This is a genomic window from Pseudomonas sp. LjRoot277 (assembly GCF_964253845.1).
In the GTDB taxonomy this organism is placed as follows: domain Bacteria; phylum Pseudomonadota; class Gammaproteobacteria; order Pseudomonadales; family Pseudomonadaceae; genus Aquipseudomonas.
Map to the genome: position 1 here is coordinate 5,346,401 of NZ_CAXURI020000001.1, position 22,001 is coordinate 5,368,401.

At 58.9% G+C, this 22,001-nt stretch carries 21 protein-coding genes; 5 read left to right on the forward strand and 16 right to left on the reverse strand.

The annotated features are described in order from the left end of the window. Nucleotides 1-93 precede the first annotated feature (93 nt). Together fadD1 and fadD2 are read right to left on the reverse strand one after the other, a co-directional pair. Nucleotides 94-1,794, reverse strand: coding sequence for a long-chain-fatty-acid--CoA ligase FadD1 (gene fadD1, locus ACSQ87_RS25095; protein ID WP_223431822.1), 1,701 nt, complete (start codon nt 1,792-1,794; stop codon nt 94-96). 345 nt (nt 1,795-2,139) lie between these two features. Continuing rightward, nucleotides 2,140-3,828, reverse strand: a complete 1,689-nt coding sequence (gene fadD2, locus ACSQ87_RS25100; RefSeq protein ID WP_436274608.1) for a long-chain-fatty-acid--CoA ligase FadD2 — start codon at nt 3,826-3,828, stop codon at nt 2,140-2,142. Between the two features lie 260 nt (nt 3,829-4,088). On the opposite strand from fadD2, the gene ACSQ87_RS25105 reads away from it, so the two are divergent. Then, nucleotides 4,089-5,033, forward strand: a complete 945-nt coding sequence (locus tag ACSQ87_RS25105) for a lysophospholipase (protein WP_436274609.1) — start codon at nt 4,089-4,091, stop codon at nt 5,031-5,033. A gap of 40 nt (nt 5,034-5,073) precedes the next feature. Continuing rightward, nucleotides 5,074-5,544, forward strand: a complete 471-nt coding sequence (locus ACSQ87_RS25110) for a MaoC family dehydratase (RefSeq protein WP_008151121.1) — start codon at nt 5,074-5,076, stop codon at nt 5,542-5,544. 96 nt (nt 5,545-5,640) lie between these two features. Here the strand turns inward: ACSQ87_RS25110 and ACSQ87_RS25115 are convergent, their stop codons facing one another. From ACSQ87_RS25115 to ACSQ87_RS25125, 3 genes are all read right to left on the reverse strand, one after another. After that, a complete protein-coding gene (locus ACSQ87_RS25115; protein ID WP_150657225.1) occupies nt 5,641-6,375 on the reverse strand; it encodes a hypothetical protein in 735 nt (244 codons plus the stop codon). A gap of 77 nt (nt 6,376-6,452) precedes the next feature. Beyond that, complete coding sequence (locus ACSQ87_RS25120; protein WP_263596415.1) at nt 6,453-6,581, reverse strand: hypothetical protein; 129 nt, start codon at nt 6,579-6,581, stop codon at nt 6,453-6,455. A 77-nt stretch (nt 6,582-6,658) separates the two neighbouring features. Further along, the gene (locus tag ACSQ87_RS25125; protein WP_150657226.1) at nt 6,659-7,126 is read right to left on the reverse strand and encodes a PA2169 family four-helix-bundle protein; all 468 of its coding nucleotides are present in this window, start codon (nt 7,124-7,126) and stop codon (nt 6,659-6,661) included. 203 nt (nt 7,127-7,329) lie between these two features. Here ACSQ87_RS25125 and ACSQ87_RS25130 point away from each other — a divergent pair, with 203 nt between their 5' ends. After that, nucleotides 7,330-7,566 (forward strand): DUF3820 family protein, encoded by a 237-nt coding sequence (locus ACSQ87_RS25130; protein ID WP_007949456.1) that lies wholly within the window; start codon nt 7,330-7,332, stop codon nt 7,564-7,566. A 36-nt stretch (nt 7,567-7,602) separates the two neighbouring features. Next, nucleotides 7,603-8,784, forward strand: a complete 1,182-nt coding sequence (locus ACSQ87_RS25135) for an aminotransferase class V-fold PLP-dependent enzyme (protein ID WP_436274610.1) — start codon at nt 7,603-7,605, stop codon at nt 8,782-8,784. A 2-nt stretch (nt 8,785-8,786) separates the two neighbouring features. Here the strand turns inward: ACSQ87_RS25135 and ACSQ87_RS25140 are convergent, their stop codons facing one another. The 4 genes from ACSQ87_RS25140 to zwf form a co-directional block, all read right to left on the reverse strand. Then, nucleotides 8,787-9,512 carry an intradiol ring-cleavage dioxygenase gene (locus ACSQ87_RS25140; protein WP_436274611.1) on the reverse strand — a complete coding sequence of 242 codons (726 nt, stop codon included), beginning with the start codon at nt 9,510-9,512 and terminating at the stop codon, nt 8,787-8,789. 167 nt (nt 9,513-9,679) lie between these two features. Then, nucleotides 9,680-10,345 (reverse strand): bifunctional 4-hydroxy-2-oxoglutarate aldolase/2-dehydro-3-deoxy-phosphogluconate aldolase, encoded by a 666-nt coding sequence (locus ACSQ87_RS25145; RefSeq protein ID WP_223431817.1) that lies wholly within the window; start codon nt 10,343-10,345, stop codon nt 9,680-9,682. Between the two features lie 17 nt (nt 10,346-10,362). Further along, nucleotides 10,363-11,076, reverse strand: coding sequence for a 6-phosphogluconolactonase (gene pgl, locus ACSQ87_RS25150; protein ID WP_436274612.1), 714 nt, complete (start codon nt 11,074-11,076; stop codon nt 10,363-10,365). Beyond that, the gene (gene zwf / locus ACSQ87_RS25155) at nt 11,063-12,532 is read right to left on the reverse strand and encodes a glucose-6-phosphate dehydrogenase (RefSeq protein ID WP_223431815.1); all 1,470 of its coding nucleotides are present in this window, start codon (nt 12,530-12,532) and stop codon (nt 11,063-11,065) included. The genes pgl and zwf overlap by 14 nt, the downstream gene beginning before the upstream one ends. Before the next feature lie 239 nt (nt 12,533-12,771). On the opposite strand from zwf, the gene ACSQ87_RS25160 reads away from it, so the two are divergent. After that, on the forward strand, nt 12,772-13,632 hold the full coding sequence (locus ACSQ87_RS25160) for a MurR/RpiR family transcriptional regulator (protein WP_173667542.1): 861 nt from the start codon (nt 12,772-12,774) through the stop codon (nt 13,630-13,632). Nucleotides 13,633-13,696: 64 nt separating this feature from the next. Here ACSQ87_RS25160 and ACSQ87_RS25165 read toward each other — a convergent pair whose 3' ends face one another. The 7 genes from ACSQ87_RS25165 to ACSQ87_RS25195 form a co-directional block, all read right to left on the reverse strand. Further along, entirely contained in the window at nt 13,697-14,551 is an 855-nt protein-coding gene (locus ACSQ87_RS25165; protein ID WP_140676751.1) for a D-hexose-6-phosphate mutarotase, read from the reverse strand. A gap of 108 nt (nt 14,552-14,659) precedes the next feature. Next, entirely contained in the window at nt 14,660-16,006 is a 1,347-nt protein-coding gene (locus tag ACSQ87_RS25170) for a carbohydrate porin (RefSeq protein WP_150657232.1), read from the reverse strand. Between the two features lie 92 nt (nt 16,007-16,098). Next, nucleotides 16,099-17,259, reverse strand: coding sequence for an ABC transporter ATP-binding protein (locus tag ACSQ87_RS25175; RefSeq protein WP_283188957.1), 1,161 nt, complete (start codon nt 17,257-17,259; stop codon nt 16,099-16,101). A gap of 4 nt (nt 17,260-17,263) precedes the next feature. After that, the gene (locus ACSQ87_RS25180; protein WP_150657234.1) at nt 17,264-18,109 is read right to left on the reverse strand and encodes a carbohydrate ABC transporter permease; all 846 of its coding nucleotides are present in this window, start codon (nt 18,107-18,109) and stop codon (nt 17,264-17,266) included. Beyond that, entirely contained in the window at nt 18,102-19,010 is a 909-nt protein-coding gene (locus ACSQ87_RS25185) for a carbohydrate ABC transporter permease (protein ID WP_008155860.1), read from the reverse strand. The genes ACSQ87_RS25180 and ACSQ87_RS25185 overlap by 8 nt, the downstream gene beginning before the upstream one ends. A 157-nt stretch (nt 19,011-19,167) precedes the next feature. Further along, a complete protein-coding gene (locus tag ACSQ87_RS25190) occupies nt 19,168-20,475 on the reverse strand; it encodes an ABC transporter substrate-binding protein (protein ID WP_223431813.1) in 1,308 nt (435 codons plus the stop codon). A gap of 117 nt (nt 20,476-20,592) precedes the next feature. Then, nucleotides 20,593-21,852, reverse strand: a complete 1,260-nt coding sequence (locus ACSQ87_RS25195) for a D-mannose isomerase (protein ID WP_436274613.1) — start codon at nt 21,850-21,852, stop codon at nt 20,593-20,595. Between the last annotated feature and the right edge of the window lie 149 nt (nt 21,853-22,001).

Sequence of the window (22,001 nt, forward strand, 5' to 3'; positions counted from 1 at the left end):
TGATCTGGGGCCGCTTCGCAACCCAGCGGGAGCAAGCTCCCTCGCCACAAGAGCACCAACAAAAAGCCCCGCTTCTGCGGGGCTTTTTGTTTGTTACGCGCTTACCTTTTTGACGCCGAGCTTCTTCAGCTCTTCATCGCGCAACTCGCGGCGCAGGATCTTGCCAACGTTGGTGGTCGGCAGCGCATCGCGGAACTCCACCGAGCGCGGAACCTTGTAGCCCGTAACGTTCGCACGCATGTGCTCCATCACCTGTTCCTTGGTCAGCGTCACGCCCGGTTTGGCGACGATGAAGATCTTGATCGCCTCGCCCGACTTCTCGTCCGGCACGCCGATGGCTGCGCATTGCAGCACGCCCGGCAGGGTCGCCAGCACGTCTTCCAGTTCGTTCGGGTACACGTTGAAACCGGAGACCAGGATCATGTCTTTCTTGCGATCGACGATGCGCATGTAACCGTCAGGCTGGATCAGCGCGATGTCACCGGTCTTCAACCAGCCTTCGCTGTCGAGGATTTCATCGGTGGCGTCCTGACGCTGCCAGTAACCCTTCATCACTTGCGGACCTTTCACACACAGCTCGCCGATTTCGCCCATTGGCTGTTCAACGCCGGCATCGTCGATGACTTTGCACAGGGTCGAAGGCACCGGAATCCCGATGGTACCGATCTGGATGTTCTGGATTGGATTGACGGTGGCCACCGGGCTGGTTTCGGTCATGCCGTAACCTTCACAGATGGCGCAACCGGTGACCGCTTTCCAGCGCTCGGCCGCAGCCAGTTGCAGGGCCATGCCACCGGACAGGGTGACTTTCAGCGCCGAGAAGTCCAGTTTGCGGAAGCCTTCGTTGTTGCACAGCGCCACGAACAGCGTGTTGAGGCCGACGAAACCGCTGAATTTCCACTTTGACAGTTCCTTGACCATCGCCGTCAAATCGCGCGGGTTGCTGATCAGGATGTTGTGGTTGCCGATCAGCATCATCGCCATGCAATGAAAGGTGAAGGCATAGATGTGGTACAGCGGCAGCGGCGTGATCAGGACCTCGCAACCTTCATTGAGGTTGGAACCCATCAGCGCCTTGCACTGCAGCATGTTCGCCACCAGGTTGCGGTGGGTCAGCATCGCGCCCTTGGCCACGCCGGTGGTGCCGCCGGTGTATTGCAGCACGGCAACGTCGCTGCTGGCCGGGTTGGCTTCAGCCACTGGCTGGCCGTGGCCCTTGCGCAGTACGTCGTTGAACTTGATGGCCTTGGGCAAGTGATACGCCGGGACCATCTTCTTCACGTACTTGATGACGCTGTTGACCAACAGGCGCTTGAGCGGCGGCAGCAGGTCGGCCACTTCGGTGACGATCACGTGCTTGACGCCGGTTTTCGGCACGACGATCTGGGCCAGGTGCGCCATGTTGGCCAGGCAGACCAGTGCTTTGGCGCCGGAGTCGTTGAATTGGTGTTCCATTTCCCGCGCGGTGTACAGCGGGTTGGTGTTGACCACGATCAGCCCGGCGCGGATGGCACCGAAGACGGCGACCGGGTACTGCAACACGTTGGGCAGTTGCACGGCGATTCGATCGCCCGGCTGCAAGTCGGTATGCTGTTGCAGGTAAGCGGCAAAGGCACCGGACAATTCGTACAGTTCACCGTAGGTGATTGTCTTGCCCAGGTTGCTGAACGCCGGTTTGTCGGCAAAGCGTTGGCAGGACTGCTTCAACACCGCCTGAATATTCGGATACTCGTCCGGATTGATGTCGGCAGCAATCCCGGCAGGGTACTTATCCTTCCAAAAGTCTTCGATCATGGAAGCCCACTCCTCAGCAACGCGAATTCATCACCGCATTTGATGCGATTATTATTGGTGTATGTTTTTTATTGGTGTCTGTGTTGGTGAGTCTGGCTTTTTATATAGGCCGAGAAGTCACAAAGCGCGCCGAGAGTAGCAGCTTTGCCAGAGGCCGACTAGAGCCAAAAACAGCCTCTACAGTCACATTTGTGACTCAAGACCAATCAATGGTCTTTTTTAGAGCAAAAATTCTATACAGACAGAAAGCCCTCTAGAACAGGGCTTACAGCCAAATTCCGAAGACAAAAAAAGGGGCGTCCGTATTTGGCCGCCCCTTTTTGATGCTGCGTCGCTAACAATTCATTACGCGATATCGCGCAACTCCCGCCGCAATATCTTGCCCACCGGCGTCATCGGCAACGACTCACGCAAGACGATGTGCTTGGGCACTTTGTACGCCGTGAAGTTTTCCTTGCAGTAAGCCTTCAACTCTTCAAGGCTGACACCCGTTTCACGGGCCACCACAAACAGCTTCACCGCCTCCCCCGAACGCTCGTCCGGCACCCCGATCACCGCACAGTTGGCGACTTTCGGGTGAGCCATGACCACGTCTTCGATCTCGTTCGGGTACACGTTGAAACCCGAGACGATGATCATGTCTTTCTTGCGATCGACGATGCGCACAAAACCGTCCGGGTCGATCACCGCGATGTCGCCCGACTTGAACCAGCCCTCGGCATCCAGCACTTCGGCGGTGGCTTCGGGTTTCTGCCAGTAACCCTTCATGATCTGCGGGCCCTTGATGCACAGCTCGCCGCGCTCGCCCAGCGCCTGCTCGACGCCTTCATCGTTGATGACCTTCAGCGTGGTGCCCGGCACCGGCAGGCCGACCGTACCGAGCCGCGATTTGTCGCCGTACGGGTTGGTGCAGGCCACCGGCGAGGTTTCGGTCAGGCCGTAACCTTCGGTGATGCGGCAACCGGTGAGCTGTTCCCAACGCTCGGCCGTGGCCTTGACCAGCGCGGTGCCGCCGGAGTTGGTGAGTTTGAGGCTGGAGAAATCCAGGGTCTTGAAATCCGGGTGGTCCATCAGCGCGACGAACAGAGTGTTGAGCCCCAGCAGCGCCGAGAACCGCCAGTTCTTCAGCTCCTTGATGAAGCCCTTGATGTCTCGCGGATTGGTGATCAGCACGTTGTGGTTACCCGACACCATCATGCACATGCAATTCGCCGTGAACGCATAGATGTGGTACAGCGGCAGCGGCGCGACCATGACCTCTTGCCCTTCGCGCAACAGCGGCTGGCCGTCATTGCCGAACTGTTCCAGACACGCCCGCACTTGCTGCATGTTGGCCACCAGGTTGCCGTGGGTCAGCATCGCGCCCTTGGCCAGGCCGGTGGTGCCGCCGGTGTATTGCAGCACGGCGATGTCGTTGAGACTGACGTTCAGCGGCTTGATGCCCAGGCCCCGACCCAGACGCAGCGCGCTCTTGAAAGAAATGGCCTGCGGCAAGGAGTACGCCGGGACCATCTTCTTGACCTTGCTCACCATCGTATTGACCAGCCAGCCCTTGGCGGTGGGCATCAGGTCGCCCATCTTTGCTTCGATCAGGTACTGGATGTCGGTGTCGGGCAGCACTTCCTGGACTTTGGCTCCGAACATGTTCAGGTAGACCAGCGCCCGGGCACCGGAGTCCTTGAACTGATGACGCATCTCCCGCGCGGTGTACAGCGGGTTGGTATTGACCACGATCAGCCCGGCGCGCAAGGCGCCGAATACGGCAATCGGGTAATGCAGGACGTTGGGCATCTGCACCGCAATGCGATCCCCGGGCACCAGGTCGGTATGGGCTTGCAGGTAACCGGCGAACGCTGCGCTGTAGCGTTCCAGTTCGGCGTAGGTCAGGGTTACACCCATGTTGCTGAATGCCGGGCGGTCAGCAAATTTCTTGCAGGAACGCTCGAACACCTCGATCACCGACTTATAGGCCCCTTGATCGATGTCCAGGGGCACGCCGGCCGGGCGTTTGTCATTCCAGAAATCAGGTTGCATTGTTCTTGTCCTCTTTACCTGAACCTATCCGGGGCCGCTTTTCTGTCCTTCCTCTCTTATCCCTCAAAAAGCAGAAAAAGCGAAAAACGGAGCTTCACGGACACTAGCAGCTATGGCGAATCAGGCAAACATGCGCACGGTCGACATTGATCGTGTGAATCTTGCTGCCACGGCGTGGCCTGATCAGACGGCACGCTTTGGATGCGCTATACAATGCAACGACGTCCATGCCACATGCAGCCCTATGCAAAGGAACCGCCATGATCCACGACACTTTCTGGCTGACCGCGAGCGACCGCAGCCGCCTCTTCGTCAACCAGTGGCTGCCCGCCGCGCCATTAAAAGCAGTGATCCTGCTGGCCCACGGCATGGCGGAACACAGTGGCCGCTACGCGCGTCTGGCGGAAAAACTCTGTGATCAGGGCTACGGCGTGTACGCGCCGGACCTGCGTGGACATGGCAAAACTGCCGAAAACGGGACACTCGGCCATTTCGCCGACGATGACGGTTGGTGCAAGGTGGTCGGCGACTTGGCGAGCCTCAACCAGCACATCGGCCAACAACATCCGGGAGTGCCGATTGTGCTGCTCGGTCACAGCATGGGCAGCTACATCGCCCAAGCCTATCTGCTGCACCACAGCGCCAGCCTGCACGGGGCCGTTCTCAGCGGGTCGAACTTCCAACCGGTGGCGCTCTATCGCGCGGCGCGGCAGATTGCGCGGTTAGAACGTTTGCGCCAGGGCCCGAAGGGTCGCAGTGCGCTGATCGAATGGTTGTCGTTCGGTTCGTTCAACAAAAAATTCAAACCGGCGCGCACTAAGTTCGACTGGCTCAGCCGCGACCCGGCGGAGGTCGACCTGTACGCCAACGACCCGCTCTGCGGCTTTCGCTGCACCAATCAGCTGTGGATCGATTTGCTCGGTGGGTTGCAGCAAATCAGCAAAGCGTCCAATCTCGCTCAGATTGATCCGGGCCTGCCGTTGCTGGTCATCGGCGGTGAATGTGATCCGGTGAGCGAAGGCAAGCGTCTGAAAGATCTGGCCCATGCGCTACGCGCTACCGGCAGCCAGAGCCTGCAACTGACCATTTACCCGCAGGCACGGCATGAACTGTTCAACGAGAGCAACCGCGATGAAGTGATCAATGACGTGTTGAGCTGGATCGCCCAGGCGCTGAGCCACCGTCGACCACCCAGATCGGAATAGTTTTTTTGAATTTATTTATTCGTGACAGGAATTGAAACAGATGACCCAGGTTACTAACACCCCTTACGAGGCCCTTGAAGTCGGCCAGACCGCCAGCTACAGCAAGACGGTCGAAGAGCGCGACATTCAGTTGTTCGCCGCGATGTCCGGCGACCACAACCCGGTGCACCTGGACGCTGAATTCGCCGCCGGCACCATGTTCAAGGAGCGCATTGCTCACGGCATGTTCAGCGGTGCGCTGATCAGTGCTGCCGTTGCCTGCGAGTTGCCTGGGCCGGGGACTATTTATATCGGTCAGCAAATGAGCTTTCAGAAGCCGGTGAAAATTGGCGACACGCTGACAGTGCGTCTGGAGATTCTTGAGAAGCTGCCGAAGTTTCGTGTGCGGATTGCCACTCGCGTGTTTAACCAGCGCGATGAATTGGTAGTGGATGGCGAGGCGGAGATTCTGGCGCCGCGTAAGCAACAGACCGTGACGTTGCCGACGTTGCCGGCGATCAGCATCGGCTGATTTGCAAGTCCGCTGATCGTTCCCAGGCTCCGCGTCACTGGAGTCCGGGAAAAACTGAAGGGGGAGCTTGCTCCCCCTTGCTGCCTCTGAGCCAAATCAGAGATTGCGCGATAACGCCCTGCGCACGCTCTCACTGTTCAGCGCAGGGCTTTCAGTCTCGGCAGGGGGTTGCGCCGGTGCAGGACTTTCGACCTGGAAAGAGATTTCAGCCTGGACCGGGCTTTCAATTTGAACAGGGCTTGGCGCCTGGCCGCGACTGGCGACCCGATTGTCCAGCTTCTCGATGTAGGCGTTCAAATCGCTAATCAGCAGTTTCTTGCGCTGGGAGCCCTGATACCACGCGTAGCAAAAATAGCCCGTCGCCGCCAGGAAGCCTAGCCCGGCTGTAGCAAGACCGGCGACGCACAATCCAAGCACGATCAGCACCGTCTTCCAGTTAAAGGGCGACAGCTCCAACTCGGTATTCAGCGCGTTCGCGTCACGCAGCACCCAGCGCTTGGACGCCGTGTGGTTTTGCAAAATGGTGTGCAGCGGCGAACCATCCTTCTTCAAGGCACTGATCAAAGAGATTTCCTGACCTGTGCGCAAAGGAATGTCCACGCCGCGCAGCTTTACATCGTGCTCGACGCCGTCCGGGGTTCTGACCCAGAACTCATGATTGATGATCGAAACAGAACTGATGCGCACAGGCGTCACATCACCATCGTTACCGTTCACATGAACGCCGCCCGTGGATGTCACGCGGGTCTCGCTGAGTTTTTCGCTGCCCACCACTTCACCGCTCAAGACAGTGAAAGAAACGGTTTTATCGCCATGGGTGAAGTCGTGCATTTCGATTCCTTGATTGACCCACGTCGATCGACGTGCAGGAGAAAGATCCGTATGCGGCGAATGCTACTAAGTAGCCATTACGCTGTCCAGAATTCACCCCCACTAGTGACGCTCTGCAGCGCCAGTTCTCCGTCGATCAAAGTCTTGATCGCGAACTGCAAGGCGCGGCGGTCAGGTGCGAACAAGGCCTGCAAAGTGATGGGCACGTATGTTCCGTCCAGCGTTAAATGCCGAACACAAAAAAACGCCAGGCTGGCTGGCGTTTTTGACAGATAACGAACGCTTATGAGCGTGCGCGAGCCTGATTACGCAGGGCTTTCACCTGATCGTGGTTACGTTGTACGCCGTGATACTGGCGTTCAACGATGTCACGAATGCTCACCAGGTTGTCCTTGTTGATTTTTTCCAGTGCGTCCTTGTAAGCCTTCAGCGCGTGGTCTTCACCACGTTCGGCTTCGTTCAGCACTGCCTCTTCATCCTTGCCAGTGAACATCGCCTTCACGTCGACCCAGCGACGGTGCATATCGCCGCTGACGCTGGTGGAGGTTTCCGGATCGCCGCCTAGCGAACGCACCTGCGCTTGCAGTTCGGAAGCCGCAGTGGCGCAGTCCGCCGAACGCTGCATGAACAGCGATTTCAGTTCTGGGTGCTTGATGTCTTCAGCGCAAGTCTTGAACCCTTCCTGACCGTCTTTGCTGGTTTCAATCAGGTCGTTGAGTACAGAGATGGCTTCTTTATTCATGTCGGTCATTTTCAGTTCCTCGCGGGTTGATGAGAGATGCAATAGGTATTGCACCCTGCATGCCAGCTTTGAACCGACTACTTACTACTTATATTTCAATCGCTTATCGGTTAACGCGAAATCTGTATCCGCTTTTTTTGCATGATCTGTCATTTGGCCTGCATGCAGAATGCCTGTATTTTCCAGACTGTTTGAATCAAGACGACTGATTGATGAACCCTGAAAAACTCGAACTGTTGATTACCCGTGAAATGCCCTTCGGCAAATACAAGGGCCGAATCATTGCCGACCTCCCCGGCCAATACCTGAACTGGTTCGCTCGGGAAGGTTTCCCCCATGGCGAACTCGGCGGCTTGCTGGCCTTGATGCAGGAAATCGATCATAACGGCCTGTCGGAGCTGCTCGAACCGCTGCGTGCCAAACATGGCAAACCCGCCCCTCGCCATTGACCCGACACCCAGACCTGGCCCCTGATTGAGTAGCCTATGCCCGATAACACCCGCCGTGCCCGTGATGAAGCTTTCTGGCGAACCTTTGCCGACCGATACGCGGTTGAACCCGGCCCGGTCAACCTCGAAAACGGATACTTCGGGCGCATGTCGCGCACGGTGGTCGAGGAGTATCAGCGCAACATCGAACTGATCAATCGCAGCAACTCGGTGCACGTGCGCCAACGCTTCGAACAGGGCGAAAGCCTGGAGATTCGCAAACAGCTCGCCGATCTGGTGGGCGTACCCGCCGACACCGTCGCCCTCACCCGCAACGCCTCGGACGGTCTGCAATCGCTGATCCGCAACTACAACCGTCTGACGCCGGGCGATCAGGTGCTGATCTGTGATCTGGAATACGACACGGTCAAAGGGGCCATGCGCTGGCTGGCACGTCATCGCGATGTCGAGGTGATCGAGATCGAACACTCGCACCCCGCCAGTTTCGACAGTTTGCTGGCCACTTACCGCGAAACCTTCGTGCGTTATCCGCGACTCAAACTGATGGCCCTGACCCACGTCACCCATCGCTCCGGGTTGGTAATGCCGGTGCAGGCCATTGCCGCAGCCGCCAGGGAACATGGCATCGACGTGATCCTCGACGGTGCCCATGCGCTCGGCCAGTTCGAGTTCAATCTCGATGAACTGGGCATCGCCTTTGCTGGCTACAACCTGCACAAATGGATCGGTGCGCCGCTGACCCTGGGCTTCATTTATATCGCTCCCGAGCGCTTGGCCGACATCGACCCGGACATGGGCGAGATGCATTTCCCGGTTACCGATATTCGCGCCCGCACGCCGTACAGCACGCCCAACATCCCGGCGCTGCTGACACTGCCGCTGGTGTTCGAGGAACATCAGGCCATGGGCGGTTCCGCCGCCAAGGGCGCTCGGCTCAATTACCTGCGCAACCGCTGGGTGAGCGCGGTACGCGAGTTGCCGGGGATCGAAGTCATGACCCCGGACGACCCGCGACTGTATTGCGGCATCACTTCGATGCGCTTTACCCGGCATGCCGATCAACAGGCGATGGTCGAGCGGCTGCTCAAGGACTACAACCTGTTTACGGTGGCGCGCAGTGGTGCCGCGAGTGGTCCGTGCATTCGCATAACGCCGGGGCTCACCACCACCGCTGCAGACATGGATTTGCTGGCCCGGGCGCTCACCGAACTGCGCTGACGTCACACCGTGTATTTGTCGAAGTCCTCGGGTTTGATCTGCGTCGACACCGCGAAGGTGTCGATAGCGATGGTCATGTGCCCGAAAAAGCCGTCTTCTTTCGAATCTCGACCCAGGGTGTGAACGTTCAGGGTCGAGGCTTCGCCGCCCATGCTTTCATAGAAAAAGTCTTGATCGTTGGTCAGTGGCGAAACGGCCCGCCCCCGGTACTCCCTGGCGTTGAGTACCGAGCGCGAGGCCACCTCGGGAAAGTAGAGTTGACCGACCCAGGCGACATGCCGTTCTTCCAGATAGTTACTGCCTGCTGCAATGCGTACGACGACGTGAATGTGCAGGGCACGACCGGCATAGAACCCCGGATAGATCGTGGTAAACCGCACGATGCCGTGCTTGTCCGTAAATTGCCCGCCTCGCAGGTAAGTGTCGTCGTCAGTGCGCGGGATCGAGCCTATGTCGTCGGCGTCGACTTCCTTGTCCGGATTGATCTTGCTCCAGCCCGAATATGCACCGCGTGCGTTGCAGTGCCAGATATCCACCAACGCGTCAGTCACCGGTTGACCGGTCATGGCATCGACAATCGCCAGCCTCAGCACCAAAGGGATGCCATCCATCCCTTCGCTGATGTTTCGTCTGATCAATTTCGGATTTCGGAAATAAGGACCGGCGATCTGTTCGGGTGAAAGCAGGTAAACCGCTGATGCGGGTGAAACCGGGATGTTGTCGTCCATGACGTTCTCTCTTCCATAAGATGAACGCAGGTTAGGGCGGGACGAAACCCGATGTGCGGTAATTATTTATCGCACCGCACGGTTTTCACCGGGCAAAAAAAACGGTGCACCGACCAAGCGCACCGTAAAGCCGTAGAACACACAACGAAGTGTTTGGTAAAAGCCGATCAGTCCAGCAAGGCCAGTGCCTCGGCGGTGCATTCCTGAATGCGGGCCCAGTCGCCGTTCTTGATCCACTCGGGATCAAGCATCCAGCTACCGCCCACGCACATCACGTTTTTCAACGCCATGTAGCTCTTGATGTTGGCCGGGCTGACGCCGCCAGTCGGGCAGAATTTCACTTCGCCGAACGGGCCGCCCAGGGCCTTGATGGCCGCGACGCCGCCGCTGACTTCCGCCGGGAACAGCTTGAAGCGGCGATAACCCAGGCCGTAGCCTTCCATGATGCCGGAGGCGTTGCTGATGCCCGGCAACAGCGGAATCGGGCTGTTGACGCTGGCTTCGAGCAGGTCACGGGTGATGCCCGGCGTGACGATGAACTGCGAACCGGCCGCTTCGGCAGCCGACAGCATGTTGCGATCCAGCACAGTGCCGGCACCGGTCACCAGTTCCGGGCGTTGCTCGCGCAGAATCTGGATAGCCTTGAGGCCGAACTGTGAACGCAAGGTCACTTCCAGGGCTGTCAGGCCACCGGCCGCGAGGGCGTCGGCCAGCGGCAGGATGTCCTGCTCGCGAGCGATGGTGATCACCGGCAGGATCCGCGCCTTGGCGCAGAGGCTGTCGATCAGGGCAACTTTGTCCGCCATGGAAACGGTCGGGGATGGGGTTGTCATAGCGGCTGATCCTTGGTTCATGGGCACCAGTAAATCTCTAACGTAGGTTGCAGAAACGCGCGAATCGGCATGGCGGCGACATCGTCACCGGCCAATGCGGCACTCAGGGTGGTCAGCTTGGACTGACCGGAAATCGATAGAACGGTGGCCTTGGCCGAGGCCAGAAGCGCGCGGCTCATGGTCAGGCGCTGATGCGGCACGGTCGGCGCCAGCATCGGGTAGCAACGACGTGTGCCGTCGGCTTTCAAGGCATCGCTCAGGTTCGGGCTGTTGGGGAACAGCGAGGCGGTGTGACCGTCGTCGCCCATGCCGAGTATCAGCACGTCGATCGAAGGCAATTCCGCGAGCAAGCGATCCGCCTGCTCGGCCGCCAGCTCAAGGTTGGCAGTGGCGCTGTACAGACTCAGGAACTGAGCCTTGGCCGCCGGACCTTGCAACAGGTAACGCTTGAGCAGACCGGCATTGCTGTCGGCGTGTTCAACCGGTACCCAGCGCTCGTCGGCCAGGGTGACGACAACCTTGGACCAGTCCAGCGTCTGCTTGGCCAGGTGCTGGAAAAACGCCACCGGACTGCGTCCACCGGAAACCACCAAGGTCGCGGTGCCGCGCGCGTCGATCGCGTCACTCAGTTGCTTGGCTACATTCAGCGCCAGGCCTTCGGCCAGCAGCACCGGGCTTTTGAACTCATGGGCGCTGACGCCCTGAGGCAGTTTCAATTCAGATATCGCCATACCACGACCTCCCATCCCGCGTGATCAATGCAATGGAGCTCATTGGCCCCCACGACCCGGCCGCGTACGGCTTGGGCGCATCACCGGATTTTTTCCACCCGGCGATCAACTGGTCACACCACTTCCACGCGGCTTCGATTTCATCTTTACGGACAAACAGGTTCTGATTGCCGCGCATCACTTCCAGCAACAACCGCTCGTAGGCATCGGGAATCCGTGCGCTGCGATAAGTGTCGGAAAAATTCAGCTGCAACGGACCGCTGCGCAGCTGCATGCCCTTGTCCAGGCCTTGTTCTTTGGTCATCACGCGCAAGGAAATGCCTTCGTCCGGTTGCAGGCGGATAATCAGCTTGTTGCTGATCTGCAGGCGCTGCTCGGGAGCGAAGATGTAGTGGGACGGTTCCTTGAAGTGGATGACGATCTGCGACAGCTTCTGCGGCATGCGCTTGCCGGTACGCAGGTAAAACGGCACACCGGCCCAACGCCAGTTGCGGATATCGGCACGCAGCGCAACGAAGGTTTCGGTGTCGCTCTGGGTGTTGGAGTTCGGCTCTTCCAGGTAACCGGGAACCGATTTGCCTTCGCTGTAACCGGCGATGTACTGACCGCGCACGACCTGAGTGGTCAGGCCTTCCGGGCTGATCGGCGCCAGCGCCTTGAGCACTTTGACTTTCTCGTCACGGATGCTGTCGGCGGACAGGTCGGCCGGCGGGTCCATGGCGATCAGGCAAAGCAGTTGCAGCAGGTGATTCTGGATCATGTCCCGCAGCTGGCCGGCCTTGTCGAAGTAACCCCAGCGACCTTCGATCCCGACTTTCTCGGCCACGGTGATTTCCACGTGGGAGATATAATTCTGGTTCCACTGGGTTTCGAACAGGCTGTTGGCGAAACGCAGGGCGATCAGGTTCTGGACGGTTTCTTTGCCCAGGTAGTGGTCGATGCGGTAGGTGCGGTTCTCCGGGAAGAACTGCGCCACGGCGTCGTTCACCTTGCGCGAGGATTCCAGGTCCGAACCGATGGGTTTTTCCAGCACCACGCGGGTGTTTTCGGTCAAACCGACTTTCGACAGGTTCTCGCAGATCGCGCCGTAAACGGCGGCCGGTGTCGCGAAGTAGGCAATCACTCGCTGGGCGCTGCCGGCCATTTCGGCCAGGGCGACGTAATCGTCAGCCTTGAGGAAGTCGACGTGCAGGTAACTCAGGCGGGACAGGAAGCGTTCGACCACCGCTTCGTCCAGCTCTTTGGCGACGACGTAGCGACGCAGCTCGGAGGCGATGAACGCCAAATGCTGCTGCTCGCTGCCAGGCTCACGGGCCAGCGCGATAATTCGCGTGTCCTCGTGCAACAGGCCTGCGCCATCGAGCTGATAAAGGGCAGGAAACAGCTTGCGCAGGGCCAGATCGCCGAGGGCGCCGAACAAGGCAAAGGTGCACGGTTCAACCGTAATCGAAGGCATGATGTTTGTTCTTTTATCAAGTTAAGCTACAAATACCTTTTTTTAAGGCATCACTCAAGGGAAAATGTAGTAATAACCACAACATTTTCGCAAAATACAGATTCCGAGTGGTGGTCGGTCGGAGCCATCAGTAGGATAGGCCACCGTTACGGGCCCGATCAAAGTCCCAATTTGCATAGCCGGGGCCCTTATTTGCATTGCTCTCATGTTTGCGGAGCTAAGGAACATATATGGACCGCGTGCGAAATTTACTGGAACAGATCCAGAATCGCCTTGAAGACCTGAACAAGGCGGAACGCAAAGTCGCCGAAGTAATCCTGCTCAACCCAGAGCAGGCCACCCGGTTCAGCATCGCCGCCCTCGCCCAGGCCTCCAAGGTCAGCGAGCCCACGGTCAACCGTTTCTGCCGTTCGTTCGGCGTCAGCGGCTACCCGGAACTCAAGCTTCAATTGGCCCAGAGCCTGGCCAGCGGTGCGGCGTATGTCAGCCGTGCGGTCGAGGCTGACGACAATCCGGAAGCCTATACCAAAAAGATTTTCGGCAGCGCCATCGCCTCTTTAGACAGTGCTTTACAGGCGCTTGACCCGAACCTGATCAGCCGCGCCGTCGACCTGTTGATCCAGGCCCGGCAGATCCACTTCTTCGGCCTCGGCGCCTCGGCCCCGGTGGCGCTGGATGCGCAGCACAAGTTCTTCCGCTTCAACCTGGCGGTCACCGCCCACGCGGACGTGCTGATGCAGCGCATGATTGCGTCGGTGGCGCACACCGGCGAGTTGTTCGTGATCATTTCCTACACCGGCCGTACCCGCGAACTGGTGGAGGTCGCGCGTATTGCCCGGGAAAATGGCGCTTCGGTACTGGGCCTGACGGCCGAGGGCTCACCACTGGCCAAGGCCAGCACGTTGAGCCTGAACATTCCGCTGCCGGAAGACACCGACATCTATATGCCGATGACGTCGCGGATCATTCAGCTGACCGTGCTGGATGTGCTCGCCACCGGCATGACCTTGCGCCGAGGCGTGGATTTCCAGCCGCATTTGCGCAAGATCAAGGAAAGTCTGAATGCCAGTCGGTATCCGATTGGGGATGAGTTTAATTAAAAAGATCGCAGCCTCGCTTCGCTGTAGGAGCTGTCGAGCGAAGCGAGGCTGCGATCTTTTGATCCTACGCCCCAACCCTTGCCTGCAAACTCAAATGCGCCCTCTCCCCCGGTGCCAGGCTCAGACTATCGGTCCCGCCACTCGCGGCTTCCACACAGACAAACTCCGAAATCTCGTTCCAGCTCACCCCCAGCAACGGCCGTGAGCCCGGATGCCAAACCACCGTGTCCGCATGGTTGCCGGTATCGATGCACAACTCGCGCTGCCAGGCGTGATCCTTGATCTGTAATTCGCCGTCATGCTGGAACACCCGCTGACAGCCACCCTCTACCCGCAACTCGCCTTCCTGATGACAAATCTGGCGGTTCAACTGGTCGTAACCCTGCGCCCCGTCGAGGCCAGACAGCGCTACCTCGCCGACGTCACCAATACGCCAATACGCATGCAACGCCTGACTCAATTGGCACGGCAGGCTGTCCTGATGCTCGGTACTCAGGCGTAAATCCATGCGTTCGCCCAAGTGCGCGTGCAGGTCCACTTGCCAGTCGCACAACTGAAGTTGCCAGTGCAAGCGCACGCCATCGTCATCAGTGCTGCTGTCCAGCAGCTTCCAGTCGATCAACCGCGCCCAGCCATGGGACGGCCACGCATTTTCGCTCGGATGACGGCCATACCACGGCCAGCACACCGGAACGCCACCACGAATCGCGCCGACCTGCGGCCACTTCGCCGCGCACCAGAGCCAGGGTTTCTGACCCTTTGGCTGGAAGTGCAGCAACTGCGCACCCTGCCGACTGAACACCGCCTGACACAGCGGATGGTCGATCACCAGCACATCGCGCTTCTGATAGCGCTCCCACGCAAACACCGGACGTTCGCGCAAGGATTTGAAGAAGCGTTGTAGCGGATGCTCATGCATGTGCCACGGTCCTGAAAATCACCCGGGGTGCGCAGCCCCCAAAAAAAAGCGGACAGCCTGGGCTGTCCGCAAAAATGCGCACATGGAGAGGAGCTTATCGCAACAGCGTTAGAACACCGACTGAATTTTCAGGCCGGCGACCAGCGCGTTGTCGACTTCATCAACACCACCCGGGTGAGTGATGTATTGCAGGTTAGGACGCACGGTCAGCCAGTTGGTAACGTGGAAGCCGTAGTTGATCTCGTAGTTGTACTCAGTGCTACGCAGCGGCGAGAACAGTGGATCCTCGTACTCGGTGACACCATTGGAGGCGTTGACCAGCTCGGCGTTTTTCTTCACGTCATCGTTGACATGGATACGGGCGAAACCGATCCCCATGTCATCTTTTGGACGTGCATCGAACGGGCCCTTGTACACAAACATCAGCGACTGGTAGTTGTCGACGAAGTTGGTGTCCTTGTCGTGGAAAGTGGCGTTGGCTGCGATGTTCAGACCGCGGGACGCATCACCGTTGTGGCTGGTGAGTTGTTGCTGTGCAACGAACCAGTAACCGTGCTTGCTATCGTGGCTGCGATAAGCGTTACCGCTGGTTGCTGCATCATTGCCGTTTTCATCCTTGAGGACGTCATCGGCATTGGCCGTGCTTTTGTAGTAACCGACACGGTATTCGCCCGGCAGGTTGCCTGGGTTCGGCAACCAGACCAGTTCGACCGGCAGCACGGTACCTGCGGTACCACTGCCACTCAGCTTGAAGCCGTTACCGTGTTCCAGTTGCGACGGGTTCTGGTTGTACGCGCCGATCTGCGCATAGAACTCTGGCGAGATGTTGTACTTCACGCGGACCGCAGCCTGCATGACCGGCCAGTTGTACCAGATGTTGGTGGCCCAGTTACCCGCTTGGGAACCGCAGAACGCCAGGTTCTGGAACTCGCACGGGAAGGTGTTGAAGTCCTCGCCTTCGCCGAAGTAACCGGCCTTGACGTCCAGTTTACCGTCGAGGAACTGGTGCTTGATCCACAGTTGAGTCAGACGGACCATATGGCCACGACCGTAGACTTCCTGGGACGAACTCAAGGTGCCGGCACGCGGATCGCCAACACGGTCATTGGAGATGTTCTCACCGTTACGGTTGGTGAACTGGATCTTGGCCTGGGTGTTATCCCAGCCCCACAGTTTTTGCAGGTCCAGCGCCACGCCCAGCCCAAACTGGTCGGCGTAACGCGCAGTCTTGTCGTCGTTGTAGCCGCCGTGGAGGTTGGCGCCCACTTCACCGACGTAGTCCATCTTGATGTCGATACCCTGCTCGATCAGCCTGGTCCGCTCGCCCCCCCAATCACCGGTCATCCACTCGGAATCGGCGCTGAACGCGTCAGCCGCGTGCACACTACCGGCCAGCATCATTGCCGCAACGGCTGACAACTGGCAGATAAGCTGAGCGTTGTTGTTCTTCTTCATCCCTACATCCTCGTTTTATTGTTATTAACTGTTTTTATTTAACGCGGTGACATCTAGATCCCCTGTGGGAGCGAGCTCCCACATTTTGTTCTTCAGCGGCCTTTGAACTGGGTGACGTTGGCAGCTCGTGTTTCGGCTTGCGGTTGACCGGCCACCCCCAGGCGCTCACCGGTCTTGGCATCGAACAGCAGCACTTTCGATGGATCGAATTGCAGGGTCAGGGTCTCGCCCACGGCCGGTGCAACGTCCGGCGCCAGACGGCAGCAGACTTTGGTTTCGTTGAGATTGACGAACACCAGGGTGTCGGGACCGGTCGGCTCGGTGACCTGGACTTCGGCGCGAATGATCGGCAAACCATTCGGCTCGCTGCCCGCCAACACGATTTGCTCCGGGCGCATGCCGAGGATCACTTCGCGGTCCTCAAGACCGGCGTCCTGCATGCCCAATGGCAATTCGCAGCGCGCCTGACCACTGTCGAGCAGCGCCACCAGACGACCGTCCTTGCGTTGCAAACGCAGCGGGATGAAGTTCATCGGTGGCGAACCGATGAAGCTCGCCACGAACAGGTTGGCCGGGTTGTTGTAGATGTCTTTCGGCGTGCCGAATTGCTGGATGATCCCGTCCTTCATCACCGCCACTTTGTCGCCCAGGGTCATGGCTTCGATCTGGTCGTGGGTCACGTAAACCGTGGTGGTTTTCAGGCGCTGGTGCATCAGTTTCATTTCGGTGCGCATCTCGACACGCAGCTTGGCGTCGAGGTTGGACAGCGGTTCGTCGAACAGGTAAATCTTCGGCCGCCGCGCCAGGGCACGGCCCATCGCCACGCGCTGTTGCTGACCACCGGAGAGCTGGCCGGGTTTGCGGCCGAGCAAATGTTCGATCTGCAACAGCTTGGCCACGCGAGCGACTTCTTCGTCGATTTCAGCGGCGGGCATTTTGCGAATCTTCAGGCCGAACGCGATGTTGTCGCGCACGCTCATGGTCGGGTACAGCGCGTAGGACTGGAACACCATGGCGATATCGCGATCTTTCGGGCTCATGCCGCTGATGTCGGCGTCGTCCACCAGGATGGCGCCGCCGCTGATGTTTTCCAGACCGGCGATGCAGTTCATCAGCGTGGATTTACCGCAGCCCGAGGGACCGACCAGAATCAGGAACTCACCGTCATCGATCTTCAGTTCGATGTTTTTCAGGGTGTCCGGCAAACCGGCGCCGTAGGTCTTGTTGACGTTGCGTAATTCGAGAGTTGCCATTGTTCTACCCCTTGACCGCGCCGGACGTCAGCCCACGCAGGAAATACTTGCCAGCGAATATGTAGACCAGCAGTGTCGGCAGCCCGGCGATCATCGCGGCGGCCATATCAACGTTGTATTCCTTGGCCCCGGTGCTGGTGTTGACCAGGTTGTTCAGGGCCACGGTAATCGGCTGGGCATCACCACTGGCGAAAACCACGCCGAACAGGAAGTCATTCCAGATCTGGGTGAACTGCCAGATCAGGCAGACCATCACGATCGGGATCGACATCGGCAGCAGGATCTTCCAGAAAATCGTGAAGAAGCCCGCGCCATCAAGGCGTGCAGCCTTGACCAGCGCATCCGGAATGCTCACGTAGTAGTTGCGGAAGAACAGCGTCGTGAACGCCAGGCCGTAGACGATGTGCACCAACACCAAACCGGTGGTGGTGTTGGCCAGGCCGAGTTTGCCGACGGTGAACGAGGCTGGCAGCAGCACGGTCTGGAACGGCAGGAAGCAGCCGAACAGCAACAGACCGAAGAACAGTTGCGAACCACGGAAACGCCACATCGACAGCACGTAACCGTTCATGGCACCGATGAACGTGGAGATCAGCACTGCCGGCACGGTGATTTTCACCGAGTTCCAGAAGTAGCCGCCGACGACGTCCCAGGCTTTGATCCAGCCGATGCCATCAATCACTTGCGGCCAGCTCAGCAGGTTGCCGGTGCGGATGTCTTCCGGGGATTTGAAACTGGTCAGCAGCATCACCACCAGCGGGATCAAATAGATCGCGGCGGCCAGCAACAAGGTTGCGTAGATCGCGATGCGACTGAAGCTGATCGCCGGTTTTCCGAGTTGATTACTCATGGCGTTTGCCTCGCAATTCGGAGTACAGGTACGGCACCAGAATCGCCAGGATCGCGCCGAGCATCATCATGGCGCTCGCCGAACCAATGCCCATCTGGCCACGGCTGAAGGTGAAGGAATACATGAACATCGCGGGCAGGTCGGACGAGTAGCCCGGGCCGCCAGCCGTCATGGCCGCCACCAGGTCGAAGCTCTTGATCGCGATGTGCGCGAGGATCATGAAGGCGCTGAAGAACACCGGGCGCAGGCTCGGCAACACGATTCTCAAATAGATGGTCGGCAGGCTCGCACCGTCGACTTGCGCGGCACGGATGATCGATTGATCGACACCGCGAAGACCGGCGAGGAACATCGCCATTACAAACCCGGAGGCTTGCCATACGGCGGCGATCACCAGGCAATACACCACGCGATCCTGATCCACCAGCCAGTCGAGACGGAAGCCTTCCCAGCCCCAGTCACGCAGCATTTTGTCCAGGCCCAGGCCTGGGTTGAGCAGCCATTTCCACGCGGTACCGGTGACGATCATCGAGAGCGCCATCGGGTACAGGTAAACGGTGCGGATGAAGCCTTCCTTGCGAATGCGCTGATCCAGCAACACCGCCAGGAACACCCCCAGCACCAGGCTGATGCCGATGAACATGCCGCCGAAGACCGCGAGGTTTTTGCTCGCGACCCACCAGCGATCGTTGTCCATCAGGCGGATGTATTGCTGCAGGCCGACCCATTTGTAGCTCGGCATGAAGCTGGAGTTGGTGAAGGACAGAACGAATGTCCAGATGATGTAACCGTAAAAACCAACCAGGACGATCAGCATGCTTGGCGCCAAAACCAGTTTGGGGAGCCAGCGCTGCAGTGCGTCGAACGGTGAGGCTTTGCTGAAAACCGCCACAGAGCTCATCGGGATAATCCAGGTGAAGAGAAATGAAATCCGCACGGCGATCCCTTGTGGGAGCGGGCTTGCTCGCGAAGGCGGTGTATCAGTCGACATCCGTGTTGAATGTCAGACCGCATTCGCGAGCAAGCCCGCTCCCACAGGAGTCACGCGGTGTCAGGGATTACTGGGCGGCTTTGACGGCCGATGCCAGTTGGGCGCTGGCCTTGGCCGGGTCAGCATCCTTGTCGTTCATGAAGTTGGTCACCACATCGAAGATCGCGCCCTGCACGGCCAGGGAAGTGGCCATGTTGTGCGCCATGCTCGGTTGCAGGCCGCCAGTCTTCTCGTCTGCAAGGAAATCCTTGGCCGACTTCTGGGCGCACTCGTCGAAGCCGAGCTTGTCCATTTCATTCAGCATGTCGTTACGCACCGGGATCGACCCTTTGTTCATGCTGAAGACTTTCTGGAAGTCAGTGCCCAATGCGACCTTGGCCAGGTCTTGCTGAGCGGCGATGTCACCCTTGCGATCCGCTTTGAGCTTGAACACGGCCAGGGAATCGATGTTGTAGGTGAAGGCTTTTTCGGTGCCCGGGAATGGCACGCATTGGTAGTCCTTGCCCGCTACTTTCTTGGCAGCGGTCCATTCGCTCTTGGCCCAGTCGCCCATCATCTGCATACCGGCCTTGCCGCTGATGACGTCGGCCGCCGCGATGTTCCAGTCACGACCGGCGCGGTTCGGGTCCATGTAGCCGGTGAGTTTTTTCAGCTCGGTGAACGACTTGGTCATCTCGGCACCCGAGAGAGTTTTCTGATCCAGGTCTACCAGGGCTTTCTTGTAACCGTCAGCGCCCATGACCGAGAGCACCACGTCTTCAAACACGGTGCTGTCCTGCCAAGGCTGGCCACCGTGGGCGAGCGCGATGAAGCCTGCGGCTTTCAGCTTGTCGCCAGCGGCATAGAATTCGGCGAGGGTGGTCGGGGCTTTTTCGATCCCGGCTTTCTTGAAGACTTCCGGGTTGATCCACAGCCAGTTGACGCGGTGAATGTTCACCGGCACGGCGACGTAGTCACCTTCGTATTTGACGGTGTCGGAGACTTTCTTCGACAGCAGGCCATCCCAGCCTTCGGATTTGGAAACGTCTTTCAGGGTATCGGTGCTGAGCAGGCCAGTGCTGCCCCACTCCTGGATGTCCGGACCTTTGATCTGTGCAACGCCCGGCGGGTTACCGGCGACGGCACGGCTTTTGAGTACGGTCATGGCAGTGGAACCGCCGCCACCGGCGACTGCGCCATCCTTCCAGGTGAAGCCGTCTTTTTCGACTTGAGCCTTCAGGACATCGACCGCGGCCTTTTCACCACCAGAGGTCCACCAGTGAACGACTTCCACCGAACCTTTGGAATCGGCAGCAAGCGTACTCAGCGGGAATGCAGACAGGGGAAGCAGTGAGGCGAGAGAAATGACAGTAGCGAGGCGAGAAATCGCATTCATCTAGTAGTACCTTTCTTGTTGTTATGCATGCAAGTCTGGTGCTTGCGCTGCATAGGATTTTAAACAGGAGTGATCCCTTCGCAGGTAACGAAGGGACGTTCGAATGTCACCACATGGTTACACAGGAACGCTCTGGGATAACTGTGCCAGGGCAGTCGCCATACTCGGCGCCAGGGGCAATCGCGGGATCAATACGGCTTGCCAGGCGTGATAAAGATCAGGCTTACCAGCCCAGATATCGGCGCTCGGACGGTTCTGCGGATCGAGTTCGTGGCGCCAGCTGCCACTTTCGCGGTCGATGAAATGGCTGTCGCAGAATTCCCAAAACAGTCGGTACCAGCGTTCGTATTGCGCATCGCCTGTGCGTTTAAGCAGCGCACTGGCGGCGGCGCTGGCTTCGCAATGGGTCCAGTGCAGACGATGGCGAACCACGGCGCGATTGTCCCAGTCGAGGGTGTAGACAATCCCCGGCGCCCCGTCGACATCCCAGCCGTGTCGGCAGTTGTGGTCGAAGAGTTTCTGCGCATCGGTGGCGAGCCAGCCCGGCGTCAGCATCCCGGCCTTAACCCGCGCCGCTTCGAGATGCAGCATCAGCCGGGCCCATTCGAAACCGTGGCCCGGCGTGGTGCCGTAGGGGCGAAAACCATCGGCCGGGTTGTCGTGGTTGTAATCGCGCAAGGGTTGCCAGTCGCGGTCGAAATGCTCGACCACCAGGTAATCGTTGGCAGCCGCGTGACCATGGATGACGCGCTCGACGATGCGCTGGGCGCGGCACAGCCAGCGGTTGTCGTCGGTGACATCAGCCAATGCGAGAAAGGCTTCGGTGGCGTGCATGTTGCTGTTGGCGCCGCGATAGCGTTCCTCTTCACTCCAGTCGCGATTGAAGGATTCGCGCATTGCGCCCTCCTCCTCGCTCCAGAAATGCGCGTCGATGATGTGGATGGCATCGTCGAGCAAGGCCTGTGCGCCGGGACGCTGAGCGACGACCGCAGAACTGGCGGCCAGCGCGACGAAGGCGTGCAGGTAAGCGGCTTTATCGGTGTTGCCGTCGCGATGCTCGGGGGCAGCGAACCAGCCGCCGTGTTCGGCGTCACGCAATGGGCCGCTGAGGGCTTTGATGCCGTGATCCACCAGTTCCGCAAAACCTGGCAGACCCTGAATGTGGGCCATGGCGAAGCTGTGGGTCATGCGCGCGGTGTTCATGGTTTCGGCGTGGGCGTTGGCTGGGAGGCAGCCCTTTTCATCGAGATTACCGAAGCCTTCGGGAAGCTTTGAAGCCTTGGCAAACGCCAGCAGGCGCAGGCCTTCGGCGGCGAGCCATTGCTGATGGGCGGGTGCGTTCAGCCAACTGCTGAACGCGGGTTGGAAGGTGTCCATGGGGTGCCTTTTTTGTTGTTATGACTGGAGGGAGTCTAAACAACAGGCGATGGCGGCCTTGTAACGAAGGGGGCGAGTTATGTCACCAGGTTGTGACATACAGATTTTGTGGTGGGTGATTATTTGTGGCGAGGGAGCTTGCTCCCGCT